The following is a 13062-nucleotide window of genomic DNA, read 5'->3' as shown; positions in this document are numbered from 1 at the left end:
AAGACACAAAGGCACGGAGAAAAATACAAAAGAAAAACTGTTGGTGGTAAGGGTTGCCATACGGTCGGCACGGCTTCGCCGGTCTGAACGATGGGTGGTTAGGGTTGCCAACCTTTCGAAGGTTGGCAACCCTGTTCAGCGGCCGCTCTTGCTACAAAACCCATCGAATGCTTGCAATTGCTGTTTTAATCAACTACCTTATTACCGATTGTAATCTTTCATTACCTGATTACATCTCGTCCCTTCCCTTTCCTGCATCATTTTTAAACCCAAAACCATTTTTACATGAAACAGATCTTTGCGTTTTTTTGTCTTGCCTTTGCGTTCACCGCCTGCAACAATGCGGAAACCAAAACTGCTGAAACAACAACAGAAGCCGCTGCTGCTGCCGATGTTAACTTGCCTTACACACTCACAGAACCTTACAAAGACTGGGCGATCGGCAGTAAAGAAAATGTAGCCGCTGCTATGGCCGGACTAAAAGCCTTTGTTGATAAAGATTTTACAGCGCTGGCCGCAGCCACAGGCGATTCTATTCAACTTGACTTTGATTATTACCAGGCGAAACTCAGCCGTGACAGTGCCATGAAATTTTTCGCTGATGCACGCAACATGTATAACGATCTTGTGGTGACCATGGGCGACTATGTATCCGTAATATCAGCCGATAAAAAAACAGAATGGGTAACCCTTTGGTACAAACAAAGCTGGAAAGATGCAAAAGGTGTGGCCGATTCCATGAATGTTGTCAACGACATCAGAATGGAGAATGGTAAAATGGTACAGCTCGATGAAAAAGTGAGTCATTACCAGAAGAAGTAAACGTTTTTGTTTTTATAGTAGGCCCTCCGTTAATGGAGGGCTTTTTTGTGAGAATAGAATGGTTGCATCCCGAACACGCAACGTCCCTTTCAGGAGACATTGCTATGAATAAGGTTTGCCAACCTTCGAAAGGTTGGCAACCCTGCTCAAAAGCTGCTACAATGAGCTTGCTACCTTGTCGGATTTATACGTTGTTAACGCACTATATACGCTTAATCTACCTAGTATCGTGGGAGTATCGTGCCTTTAGCAGCGAAGGATGAGCGAAGGATGGTGGCAATAGCCAATTGGCAATTGGCAAAAGGGGAATTGGCAATTGGCAAAGCCGAGAGAGCCGGAACTATGCGAAGCCCAGCAATTCTTCTTCCGAAACCGTTTCTGCGAATTCTTTTGGTTGTGGTTTTGGTTGAAACCTGCCGGGAAAGGCGGTGAGGATATTTCCTTTACTGTCGGTAAAGACAGTGAGGTGGGCGGTGTGGCGGCCTTCCTGATCGAAGCCGATCTCTGTATCACATTCAAGGATACGGTAGCTGCCGGAATGGTTGGGTGCGGAATGTTGGGTGCAATCTTTTGCCTGTCGTATATAGTCGAGAATGGTGCTGATGGGTATGCAGAATTTTCCGGCACCGGGGTGGCGTGGTATTTTATGGTAATGCCGTTCGAGGATGTGGACCAAGGCTGCAGGGCTGAGGTAATAATCGAGTTTCTGGAGTTTCTTTTTGCTCATGTGTGGCACCTGGCTGAGTGCAGCGGAGGAGAGGTCGCTGATCCATTGCTGGATGTCGGCGAGGGTGTAGAGGAGGCGGATGAGTTCCGGTTCGGAATACATAGTTCTAAGTTTTTAGTTGTTGGTGCTTACGGATTGAAGAGAATAAATGCTGTGTGCCACAGCTATTCGTTCTTTTGTCTTGACACAAAAGAACCAAAAAGTCAAGACGGGAATTATTACCCCCAATTCCCGTCGGAAGCCTTGATTTAGCATTTCTGCTACTGTAATGAACTGCTGTTGTACATGCACAGTCATCCTGTGTGTTGCAGTTTGATTTATGGTAGCATATTGCTTTTTAATGGCGTGTTCAGACTTTAGACTGGCTCAATCTTTAAGTTTGCGGCGGGGTTTGCGGAACCATTTTTTGAACCAATAGGTGTGGTGCTTATCACGCCACTTGCAGTAGGCATCGAGCAGTTTGCTGTTGCTGTTTTTTGGGAAGAGCAAACCACAGGCGTCCATTTCTTTAAACATTAGGCGGAGGTCTTCTTCTGAATAGTGGTGCTGACCGTAGCCGTGTGCAATAAAATAGTTGATGAGGTTTTCTTTGGCCTGATCCCTGCCCTCTCTTTGCCAACTGCCGCAAGCGAGGTTATCCATAAAATCGTGGAGCAGTTGTTCCGGTTCTACTTCTACAAGGCGGCAGAGCAGCAGGAAGGGATAAGGGAGGGTGAAGTGATAGGTTGGGTGGCGGGTGTAAGCACCGGTTTGCCATTTTAGCAAGGGTTTGAGTTTTCTTAGTTTTTTGTAACGGCTGGCTATGGAAGGGGTCTTTTTCATGTAAAGCTTTTTAACTATTTGGGATTGAAAAATTGACTACTTGTATAGAATATCAATACCAAAGTATATAATAACCCACAATATTCCTAGCAATTGTATAGTTTTTTATGCTTTTTTTATCTTTCAAACTACAAAACGTATAGAAAAACCTAATAATCAATGACAACGCTTGGCCTTTATCTTGCCCAGAAGTCGGTAAATAAATCTGAAGTTGCCAGAAAAGCCGGGCTAACTAAGGCACGAATGAATGAGCTTACACTAAATGAGCGTAGTCATTTAAGAGCTGAGGAACTTTACTTGATAGCGCTTGCTATTGATGTGAAGCCGGGGGATTTGCTTGAGGTGTTATATGGCGATCTTACTTTGGGAAAATAAATTGACTTTTCGATCTCGATCAATTAGTATTGAACTTCTTCGATAACGAATCTTAAGGTTGTTTTCTTAATGAACTAGTGACTGCGAAGCAAAAGAAATTGAGTGTTAATTCACTTCAACTACTTCTAGATTAGAAACACAATAATCAGAAAAAATATCATCAAAGAGTTTTTTCTTAAAATCAGAACTTCCCAAAAGTATTGTAGAAAACACCTCTATCCTGTCATCAGGGCTTAATAAATTTAGTTTTTCTGTATCACGAAAAAATTTCATGAAGTCATCTCTTGTTAGTTCGTTCTTTTTTGAATTAAACATTTTAAAAGAGTTGTGAAGCTTTAAAAGTTCTGTTTAATTTACCTAAACAAATATTTCAGGCGATAGTCATTACGAATGAAGTATCTAATATACCCTATTACCCAACAGCCATTTTAGCCGAATCTTTCCATAAGTATGGAGGCATTGGTTCGTTTAACTCCCACTTAATGCTCATTGGCCTAGAACCATAATAATCTTGAATATTTCCTTCTCCTAGGAATACAAAAGATATTTTATTTCCAAATTGATCTTCATTCTTCTCTCTAACAAAAAGGAGAATTCGTTTATCCTTTTTCTTGTGGTCGATATAGGAGAGTCCCTTTTCCGAATCTGGGGTAACCGCATTTTGAGATTGCCAATGAAAAACCTTGTCACTTATTGCAAAGTCATCATATAAAGTTGTAGGAGAAAAATTTTTCTCAGATTTATTCAAGGTTATAAAAAGCAACTCTGTATTATATTTTTTAGAAAACGCAACCCCTTCTCTTATACTTGATTTCTTCTCAAATGAACTAAACCCAAAAGCAGAAAGTATTTGATCTCGGGTATATCTACTATGAACCCTAAGCGGTTGTGAGAATGGCAAATTAATTTCTCTCTCTAAAAAATCTATTCTATCTACCAATAGCTCAAGGAGTTCAATTATTTCCTTATTCAAGATTTCGTTTTTGCCAAGTGTGTTTATACTTTCTTCAAGGGAAGAAAAGCCTCCCTCGCTTTGCCAAACATCATAGTGAAGCATTAAACACATTGCTTTTTCTTCTTCGGTTAATTCTTCAATTTTAATTCTAAAGCTTTTTCTAGCTAGTTTTATTATAAATTCAAAGTACGTGTTAGAGCAACAAGACAGCCACTTTAAGCTTATTGCCCTTAAAATTTCTTTTTCATTAGTCAATGGGTAGTCGTTTTCTTTTCCCGCCAATACACAAAGGCGTTTCCAAATTGCTTTACTATAAATTGTTTGAAGAGGAAGATGGTAAAAATTTATAAAGTTTTTTAATGTGAGCGGTAGTGTCGTTTGGTGTTGATAATTTTTGATTTTATTTAATAGTTGATTCCGGTTAGGAGATGTAGCTTTTTTTATGTTCATTAGAATTGTGTCTTTTGCCTTTTTCTCTAAAACAATTGTGCATCCTAATGGCAAATGAGGAAAATCATCTTCGATTTCTTTTTGAACTGAGGTTGTTGTTTTACCAACTAAAGCCCTAAACTTTCCTTCAAAATCATATTCCGGTCTTGCATTTCCTACAAAGTCTAAAACAGTTAGGCACTCTTTTCCATCAGCTAAGCGCAAGCCTCTTCCAAGTTGTTGAAGAAAAACAGTTAAGCTTTCTGTCGGCCGCAAAAACAATACAGTGTCAATGTCAGGAATATCAACACCCTCGTTAAAAATATCAACAACAAAAAGGTAGTTAATTTCTTTAGACAAAAATCTCTCTCGTATCTCATCTCTTAATTCATTTCGTGTACTAACAAGGTAATCTGCTTTATACCCGGCCAACATAAATTTTTCGGCCATGAACTGGGCGTGTTCTCGAGTAACACAAAAACAAAGGGCTCTAACGTCATGTGAATCGCTCAAATACTTTTTTACATTGTAAAGTATCTCTCCAACCCTTCTATCATTCTGCGTATAGATACGGGAAAGTTCACTAGGCAAATATCTTCCGTTAACCCATTGAACCTTGGAAAGATCAGTACTATCAGAAATGCCGAAATATTGGAAAGGACAGAGTAGTTTTCGGTTTAATGCTTCAGGTAATCTTATCTCGGCTGCTATTGTATCACAAAAATCTTTAAGTATGTCTTCGCCGTCCATTCTTTCCGGAGTTGCCGTTAGGCCGAGTAAAACTTTTGGTTCAAACCTTTTTAATATTGGTCGATAACTTGATGCAGCAATATGGTGTACTTCATCAATTATGATAAAATCATAGTATGTCGAGGTTAGAGATAGAGTTTCAATTCTATTGTTTAAGGTCTGAACAGAGGCGAAAAGACAATCAAATTTCTCTGGTTCAATTCCGTCTACCCAAAGGTTTCCAAAGTTGTTATCTTTTAATATACCCTGAAACGTTGCTTGTGCCTGTTGAAGAATTTCCTTTCGGTGTGCAACGAACAGTAGCTTAACTGTCCCGTCTTTTTGCTTAAACCTCTTGAAGTCAAACGCAGATATCACAGTCTTACCCGTTCCTGTTGCTGCAACAATTAAATTTTTGAACCGTTTGTGAACAATTCTTTCTACTTGCAACTTTTCCAAAATTTCCTCTTGAAAAGGAAATGGCTTTATATCAAAATATGCAGCAGAATTATTTCGATCAGATACTCTTTCCTTTTTTAAAGCTTTTCTTAGTTTTTCGGAATCACGATTCGTTTCAAAGTTTTCAAATTCTTTGTCTAACCAATATGTTTCGAATGTCTTTTGAAATTTATCGATAATATGACCTACTTCTTTTGTTGTAACTTTTAGATTCCATTCTAAGCCATTTGTTAACGCAGATCTTGAAATATTTGATGAACCAATATAACCTGTATGAAATCCAGTGTTCCGATAAAAAAGATAAGCTTTTGCATGTAGCCTTTCATTATCTGTATTATAAGAAACCTTTACTTCTGTATTTTTTAAATTGGATAAAAATTCAATCGCCTTTAGATCAGTAGCACCCATATAAGACGTTGTTATTACTTTTAGTTTACCTCCTCTGTCTGTAAACTCAGTTAACTCTCTTTCAAAAATTCTTATACCTGTCCATTTAATGAAAGAAACTAGAAAGTTAATTTTATCAGATGAAAGAATTTCCTTTTTTATTTCACTTTCCAGAGATATGCCAGCGTTGTTTCCTGTAAATAATTCACTTTGCGCTAATCTAGTGTAAGGAGTAATTTCTTTGAGATGCTTTTCAAAATCAACAAATCCGGCATCAAGCTTTGAAAAAACAGCAGTAAGTATTTTCCCTTCTGTTTGTATCAAATCTTCATCGAAGGTTTCAGCCTTTATTTCACTTTGTAATAAGAGTATAATCTTATTTGAAATCTCAATTTGCTTTTCAATACTGTGTTCACCAGCAATAAGTGTCAATGCAAATCGAATAACATCACTTAAATACTGAGAAAGTATTCTTGCGGCTTCGCTCTTATCAATTGAAGTTTCCTTAATATAAAAAATGCTCTTATCTAGATCTTTTAATTTAGAAAAAACCAACTTATTAATTAGCTGTTCATATAGGCCTTGGTTCATACGTTACGCCATTGATTAATCTTAAAGATAGCAAAGTGATAAATAGAATCAATATACTCTGGTTCAAAGTTTACGCCCCATTCTACATTTCGATGCAAATTTTCTACGGCTATCTGAAATCTCATAATTTTCTTTAGCTGCTATATATGCGATATCTGCAACTGCTTCACAAACAGAATAGACCTGTTTATTCGTCATTGTATTTTGGTTTAAGCGTTCATGAGTACAATAGTAAAGCATGTGACGTAAAATACATTTGCCTTTAAGTCACGTTCAGTTCGTGGCAGTAATTAATCAGGAGAGTTTTTTTACCAGAGCGGTAAGTGTTTGATTGAGCTTCGCTGGTTTTAATTTACACTCCCACACAGTTATTCACTTTCCAACCATCTTTCTTCAGCAGCTTCATTGCTTTCACATCATTCAAACGATTCTTATTGATCTTTTCTGCTCCGAACCTTTTCTTTCACAAACAGGGGGGATGAACAGTAATGCCGGTATAATGCTTGCAGGTTTCTCTTTTAAACCATAGATTTGTTTCTATAATCACATACTATTTCCTATGACCGCAAAACTTTATGAAGCTGCCGCTACAAAAGCAATTAAAGCATTCCGCAAAAAAAAACTAAGCCAAGGGTTTCCGTTCATGATTAACTCCGATGTACTTATCAGCAGCCAATGCTACCTGGAATATCCGGATGGTTCCATTAAAATTGTTGAGGCAAATACGAAAAAGCATGACTTTCATGTTGTGTACGAGTTGTCGGAAAGAGATGCTGATGATATACGGCGCAAATACAAGCTTGTATAACTTCAACCCTACTTTTATTATTGGCTTACGAAGTTTCTGCAAAAACTAAACAAGCTTATAGGTGATCAAAAAGCAAAGCAAAAAGGATAAAGCGAATCTATAATTTCTTCAATAATGAACTAAGTGTTTTGTCAAACTTTGCAGGTTTTAACCCGCATTCCCAGGTGGTAATCATTTTCCAGCCATCTTTCTTCAGCAGCTTCATTACTTTCACATCATTAGCAATATTCTTATTGATCTTTTCTGTCCACCACTGCGTTCTTGTTTTGGGTATGGTAAAGTATTTACAGTTTTCATGTCCGTGCCAGAAGCAACCGTGTATGAAGATGACGGTTTTGTATTTCGGTAATACGAGATCGGGTTTGCCGGGTAATGTGTTATCGTGAAGTTTGTAACGAAAGCCCTGTGCATGTAAATATTTGCGCAGCAGCATTTCGGGCTTTGTGTGTTTGCCTTTGATCTGTTGCATATTAAAACGACGCTGCTCTTTTGAATGCACATCTGCCATGTGTATAAAGGTAAAACGAGAAGTTGATGCCGGTGCGCCACCCCTTGTGCTTCAGTTGTGGAATGCTCTGCCTGCTCAGCGCTAAGCGTGTGTTGCACAATGCAGCAAACCGGTGCGGGTGACGCACCGATTCAGCAGCAATTCGGGCTTTGTGTTTTTGCCTTTGATGCGGCTCATGTTGCAGGAGCGTTGTGCTTTGGTATGTACCCGCCCCGAAGTCGGGCAGGCATCGGGCATGCGAATAAAGTCAGGCCACGGATGGACACCGATAAACGCAGATATGATCCACGAATGAAAGAACCTTACGTGGCCTTCCCGCATCCGTGTTATTTTGAACTCAGGTTTTGCCGGGATCGTTTACCGGCAATATGCGGCAGTGGAACCCGACAGTGGACGAATCGTTATTTTATGATCATGAAGGGTTTGTTTAACTGCCTGCTTCCGTTTATCCATAATACCTGATAAATACCAGCAGCCAGTTCTTTTACAGAAACGGAGGCCTGCTTTTGATTTCTTTGTGCAACAATTGTTTTCACCACTCTGCCATGCATATCGATAATTTGAAGTTGTGCATTCCTGGTGGAAAGCGGATGTTTAATCATAATTACATCAGTGGCAGGGTTGGGATTTACGGTTAACTCTTTTGCGGTGTTGTTACCAACATTGTTTACATTGGTTACAATACCATAGGTAAAGCCACCGAGTGTTGCCGTACCACCGGGCGTAGTAACGCTTACATCGCCTGTGGCACCGTTTGCAAGAACTGCGGTGATGCTGGTATTGGAATTAACGGTAAATGTGGCAGCAGACACTCCCCCGAATTTTACCGAGGTTGCTCCGTTAAAATTCGTTCCTGTAATGGTGACGGGGTTGCCTTGTGTGGCAGTAACAGGATTAAAAGATGTAATAACAGGAGGAGCGTAAAACTGAAATAAATATTTATAAAAGAAGCCTCCTGCTGTTTCAACAACTACCTGCCCTGTGGCACCTAGGCCCACAACAGCCTCAATCAATGAAGGGCTGATAACTGTAAATGATTGTGCCGGCACATTTTCGAAATAGACAGCTTTGGCGGTGGCAAAATTTGAACCGTAAATGGAGACTTTTGTACCTGTGGTACCGCTTGTTGGAGAAAATGAATCAATAACGGGAGGAGGTATATAGGCAAACCCTTGCAGAGAAGCCGAATCTACATTCCCAATTACAGTTACAGCACCCGAAGCTCCAAAACCAACGATTGCGGTTATAGAGGTATCGGAATTTACAGTAACCGATATGGCTGGTTCGCCACCGAATTTTACGCCGGTAACCCATCTTAAGTTTTTTCCTTTGATATTAACAGATGTATTCTGGCCACCGCTGTCAGGACTAAAGGATGTAATAACAGGAGGCAAGCCATATAAAAATCCCGGCAACGAAGAGTTACCCAACGGGTTAGTAACAGTTACATTACCCGACGATCCGGTACTTACCACGGCTGAAATAGTTGAAGGCGACAGTACTGAAAATGATTTGGCAGGCATGCCGCCAAAGCTCACTACGGTTGTACCGGTAAAATTTGATCCTGTTAACGTAATCACTGAATCGATGATCCCGTTTCCCGGGCTAAAAGAAGTGAGGTGAGGTCCGTTTGTTTTGTTTTTGAAAATATAAATATTTCCCGGGCTGGAAAAGGTGCCTCCTGCGCAAATGATTTCAGGGCGTCCGTCATTATTGAGGTCTCCTGTGCATAAGCCTGCCGGACTGCCACTGTTATTATACAGATAGGTAAACGGCGAAGCAAGTGATACAGAATCTGCTGTACTGTTATTCCTGAGGGTACCAATTGCACGCAATGGGTTGCCATTATTAAATGCTATGTCGGGTTGGCCATCACCATCAAGGTCTTCAGGTGTTAGTACAACGGGGTGGAAATAACCGGTCTTCCTGTTATTCGCTAAACGAAAAAGAATGTTCCCTGCAGTTGAATAATTTTTTAATACCGATATGGAAAAAGAAGAGGCCGTGTTGGATACAGCGATATCAATTTTACCGTCGTTATCCAAATCGCTTAGACATAGATTCGATGAACCATAGTAATCAGTTCGATCATCCATTATTGCAAAGTTTACCGGCGATTCAAATAACAGGTTGCCTCGGTTGCTGATATTCCGTAGAACTGTTACAGAGTCTGTAGTTGCATTGATCAGTACAATATCAGGTTTCCCATCCGCATCCACATCGCCTGCTTTAATGGTGGCGTTGTGTTCACCAACGTTGATTGAAATCATGGGGGCCAGTGAAATTCTGTTGAGGAAACTTGTATTCCTGATAATCGATACTGTTTTGTACCCTGTTATCAGGATATCCTGTTTGCCATCACCATCCATATCAGCGGTTGTAAATGCTCTTACATTCGATGGAAAATCGGCCAGGTAATAATCTTTCCGTTCCGAAAAATCGATGGTACCTTTTACAGATGTGTTCTTAAATACAGACAATGTATTGGAATAACTGCCGGTGGCTACAATATCTTTCTTCCCGTCGCCATCCATTTCTACACTTTCAATAAGACCATACGGGGAGAACCCGGCAATATCCACTTGGCTGTGAAAGGAGATGTTAACTGAATCTGACTTATTGCGGAGCAAAGAAATACCTGAACGGGTTGCCTGCACTACGGCGAGGTCGTTTTTGCCATCACCGTCAAAATCGGTCATACAAACATCTTGCGGAGATGCCCCGGTTTCAAGTGCGATATGATCACTGAACGATCCCGATGATATATTCCCTCCATTGGGAAAAATGGGAATAAATGCGTTGGGTGAAAAAGCGGTTAAGGAATTTGTGGTAATAGAAACCGGGCCGTAACCTGCACCTGGCGGCAACTGAACTGTAAGCGTATTGGCAGAAGCTGCTAATACTTTGGCCCTGACGGGGCCGAAATAAACGTAATTGAGAGCAGTATCTGTACTAAAATGATTACCGGTAATCGTTATTACTGTACCCACTGTTGCTTTATTTGGGGAAACAGCGATAATACCCGGAAGAGGTGGTGGAAGATAGGTAAACCCAGCCAACGAATCGGATCCATCGGGATTGGTTACGCTCACATAACCGGAAGCACCTCCCAGTACAGTAGCAATAATTGTTGTGGGTGATGTTACCCTGAAGGAATCTGCAGGCACTCCACCAAAGCTAATGTTACCGGTGTTGGTAAAGTTAAAACCGGTGATTGTTACGTTGGTACCAAGGGTGCCCGTGGTGGGAGAAAAGGAAGTGATGATTGGCGGAGCGATAAACATAAAACCAGGTATCCGGGCCGAATCCACGGGCGTTGTAACAACAATATCGCCCGTGGCACCCGTATCTACCACGGCGGTGATTGTTGTTGTATTTACTACTGTAAACGAAGAAGCGGGTATGCCTCCAAAGCTGACTGCATTTACACCTGAAAAATTCACACCGTTTATAGTTATTACAGTTCCTTTAATCGCTGGTGACAGAGGTGAAAATGAAAAAATCTGCGGACTCGAAGTTCTGTTTTTCCAAACGCTAACCCGAAACATCCCTGCTTCAAAAGCAAGATCAGGTTTATCATCTCCGTCAAAATTTGCGGAGATTACTTTTGAATTATAACCCGTGAGCGTTTTGACACCTGCATTAAATAAAACTGTGCCGCCGGCAGAGCTGGTATTTTTAAAAAGTGAAAATGACAGCACGCCGGTGTTTACAACCAGATCGGGTTTACCATCCCCATCAAGATCGTTGATTGCCATGCCTCTGGGCGCCAGTCCGTCGGAATGCGAACCATCGTTTTGAAATGTAATTGCGCCCACAGAACTTGTATTTCGCAGAATCAGTACCCGTGCATCAGCATAATGCCCAACAACGATATCTGATTTACCATCATTATTTAAATCACCGATTTCGATTTCATCAGGGTTTGTAAAAGTGCTTATATTCACCAGCGGCGCAAACGACAAATTTCCGGTTGTACTTGTATTTCTGAAGATTGTTATTGCGTGTAAGCTGAAGTTCGGCAGTATAATATCGAATTTACCATCGCCATCAACATCAGTTGTTCTTAGTTCCTCAATTGATCCGCCTGCTGCCTGCAGGTCAGTTTTCGGAGCAAATGAAATGGTTCCGCTGCTGCTTGTATTTCTGAGTAGGGAAACATATCCATCCAGATTAACTGTATTGATTATAAGATCTGATTTTCCATCTTTATCCAGATCAGTGATTGAGATGGCCGCAGGTTGTGTAGCTGTGGTAAAATCAATTTTCGGGGCAAATGAAATGTTCCCACTTGTAGAAATGTTTTTAAATACCGAGACGGTATTGCTTACAAAATTCGAAACCACTATATCCAACTTTCCATCTCCATCAATATCACCTACCGAAACGGATCGTGGGCTTTGTCCTGTAGTAAAATCATTTTTTGTTGCAAATGAAATATTTCCGCCTGTGGATGTATTCCTGTAAACAGACATTGTGTTATTGAACCTGTCTATCGTAATGACATCTATTTTATCATCGTTATCTATGTCAGCAATAGTATATTTTGTTGTTTCAATATTTGCGTCAACAGAATCGATACGGGCTGCATATTCAAAAGATTTCGAAGAAAACGCTGAAGCTGCGCCATTAAACGTAACTGTAAAAAATCTGCCTGAATACGCTGTGAGATTATTAACAGTAACCGTGATTGGTTGGTACGTTGCACCGGCCGGAACAGTAACCGTGAGCGATGTTGCTGAGGCCGCTGTTACAGTAGCTTTCACAACTCCAAAAAATACACTGTTGCTTGCGGCCGTAGTACTAAACCCGGAACCCGTAATAGTAACGCTTGCTCCAACAGGTGCGGATGTGGGGTTGAATGAACTTATTGCGGGTTGCGCCAACGCATTCAATGAGAGTAATAAGGTGAGAAGGCAGAGGCCACTTATTTTCAGTAATACGCTTTTACAGGATAGGGATTGTTGAATCATCGGGATCAAATCAATTTACATCAAAAATACATATATTCTACAGACGTGGCGGTTCAGCGGGCTTTGTGTTTTTGCCTTTGATCTGTTGCATATTAAAACGACGCTGTTCTATTGAATGCACATCTGCCATGGAATAAAGTTAAGAAGGCACAAGGATCAAGGGACAAGGAACAAGAAAGGCACAAGGGACAAGGATCAAGGCACAAGAAAGACACAAGGGACAAGGAACAAGATTCAAGGTGCAAGAAAGACACAAGGAAGAAGAAGGAATGTCCAAAATCCAACTACCAAAATCCAAAAGAAAAGGCACAAGGGACAAGGATCAAGGCACAAGAAGGAATGTCCAAAATCCAGTGTACAAAAAACAAGAAAAAGGCACAAGGCGCAAGGATCAAGGCACAAGGATGAATAAAAACCAAACCCCAAAAAACAAATTCCAAGGAAGGATAGGTATGCCATACTTAGAACACGCTGATG

Annotated in this window: 10 protein-coding genes; 4 read left to right on the top strand and 6 right to left on the bottom strand. The window is 40.6% G+C overall.

What is annotated here, in order from left to right; translation table 11 throughout:
• The first annotated feature begins 285 nt into the window (after positions 1 to 285).
• The gene (locus VK159_RS16025; protein WP_324231174.1) at positions 286 to 822 is read left to right on the top strand and encodes a hypothetical protein; all 537 of its coding nucleotides are present in this window, start codon (positions 286 to 288) and stop codon (positions 820 to 822) included.
• A 340-nt stretch (positions 823 to 1162) separates the two neighbouring features.
• On the opposite strand, the gene VK159_RS16020 is transcribed toward VK159_RS16025, so the two are convergent.
• Positions 1163 to 1651, bottom strand: coding sequence for a hypothetical protein (locus VK159_RS16020; protein WP_324231173.1), 489 nt, complete (start codon positions 1649 to 1651; stop codon positions 1163 to 1165).
• 264 nt (positions 1652 to 1915) lie between these two features.
• Positions 1916 to 2371, bottom strand: coding sequence for a hypothetical protein (locus VK159_RS16015; protein WP_324231172.1), 456 nt, complete (start codon positions 2369 to 2371; stop codon positions 1916 to 1918).
• Between the two features lie 159 nt (positions 2372 to 2530).
• Between VK159_RS16015 and VK159_RS16010 the strand changes: the two genes are divergently transcribed.
• Positions 2531 to 2746, top strand: coding sequence for a helix-turn-helix transcriptional regulator (locus VK159_RS16010; RefSeq protein WP_324231171.1), 216 nt, complete (start codon positions 2531 to 2533; stop codon positions 2744 to 2746).
• Positions 2747 to 3158: 412 nt separating this feature from the next.
• Here the strand turns inward: VK159_RS16010 and VK159_RS16005 are convergent, their stop codons facing one another.
• Positions 3159 to 6296: a DUF3427 domain-containing protein gene (locus VK159_RS16005; RefSeq protein WP_324231170.1), complete on the bottom strand. Its 3138-nt coding sequence runs from the start codon at positions 6294 to 6296 to the stop codon at positions 3159 to 3161.
• A gap of 559 nt (positions 6297 to 6855) precedes the next feature.
• On the opposite strand from VK159_RS16005, the gene VK159_RS16000 reads away from it, so the two are divergent.
• The gene (locus tag VK159_RS16000; RefSeq protein WP_324231169.1) at positions 6856 to 7104 is read left to right on the top strand and encodes a hypothetical protein; all 249 of its coding nucleotides are present in this window, start codon (positions 6856 to 6858) and stop codon (positions 7102 to 7104) included.
• Between the two features lie 97 nt (positions 7105 to 7201).
• Here the strand turns inward: VK159_RS16000 and VK159_RS15995 are convergent, their stop codons facing one another.
• The 3 genes from VK159_RS15995 to VK159_RS15990 form a co-directional block, all read right to left on the bottom strand.
• Positions 7202 to 7612 (bottom strand): DNA mismatch endonuclease Vsr, encoded by a 411-nt coding sequence (locus VK159_RS15995; RefSeq protein WP_324231168.1) that lies wholly within the window; start codon positions 7610 to 7612, stop codon positions 7202 to 7204.
• 81 nt (positions 7613 to 7693) lie between these two features.
• Positions 7694 to 7849, bottom strand: coding sequence for a hypothetical protein (locus VK159_RS23685; protein ID WP_414672831.1), 156 nt, complete (start codon positions 7847 to 7849; stop codon positions 7694 to 7696).
• Positions 7850 to 8013: 164 nt separating this feature from the next.
• Positions 8014 to 12585 carry an FG-GAP-like repeat-containing protein gene (locus VK159_RS15990; RefSeq protein ID WP_324231167.1) on the bottom strand — a complete coding sequence of 1524 codons (4572 nt, stop codon included), beginning with the start codon at positions 12583 to 12585 and terminating at the stop codon, positions 8014 to 8016.
• Positions 12586 to 12824: 239 nt separating this feature from the next.
• Here VK159_RS15990 and VK159_RS15985 point away from each other — a divergent pair.
• On the top strand, positions 12825 to 13062 hold a 238-nt coding region (locus VK159_RS15985; RefSeq protein ID WP_324231166.1), incomplete at its 3' end, for a hypothetical protein.

The sequence above is a fragment of the Lacibacter sp. genome, assembly GCF_035299325.1.
Taxonomy (GTDB): Bacteria; Bacteroidota; Bacteroidia; order Chitinophagales; family Chitinophagaceae; genus Lacibacter.
This window is presented reverse-complemented; position numbering and strand designations above follow the sequence as displayed.

Excerpts from the sequence above, each read along its gene's own strand:
- VK159_RS16015 (WP_324231172.1), bottom strand. The coding sequence starts at position 2,371 with ATGAAAAAGACCCCTTCCATAGCCAGCCGTTACAAAAAACTAAGAAAA.
- VK159_RS15990 (WP_324231167.1), bottom strand. The coding sequence starts at position 12,585 with ATGATTCAACAATCCCTATCCTGTAAAAGCGTATTACTGAAAATAAGT.
- VK159_RS16025 (WP_324231174.1), top strand. The coding sequence starts at position 286 with ATGAAACAGATCTTTGCGTTTTTTTGTCTTGCCTTTGCGTTCACCGCC.
- VK159_RS16010 (WP_324231171.1), top strand. The coding sequence starts at position 2,531 with ATGACAACGCTTGGCCTTTATCTTGCCCAGAAGTCGGTAAATAAATCT.
- VK159_RS16000 (WP_324231169.1), top strand. The coding sequence starts at position 6,856 with ATGACCGCAAAACTTTATGAAGCTGCCGCTACAAAAGCAATTAAAGCA.
- VK159_RS23685 (WP_414672831.1), bottom strand. The coding sequence starts at position 7,849 with ATGCCCGATGCCTGCCCGACTTCGGGGCGGGTACATACCAAAGCACAA.
- VK159_RS15995 (WP_324231168.1), bottom strand. The coding sequence starts at position 7,612 with ATGGCAGATGTGCATTCAAAAGAGCAGCGTCGTTTTAATATGCAACAG.
- VK159_RS16020 (WP_324231173.1), bottom strand. The coding sequence starts at position 1,651 with ATGTATTCCGAACCGGAACTCATCCGCCTCCTCTACACCCTCGCCGAC.
- VK159_RS16005 (WP_324231170.1), bottom strand. The coding sequence starts at position 6,296 with ATGAACCAAGGCCTATATGAACAGCTAATTAATAAGTTGGTTTTTTCT.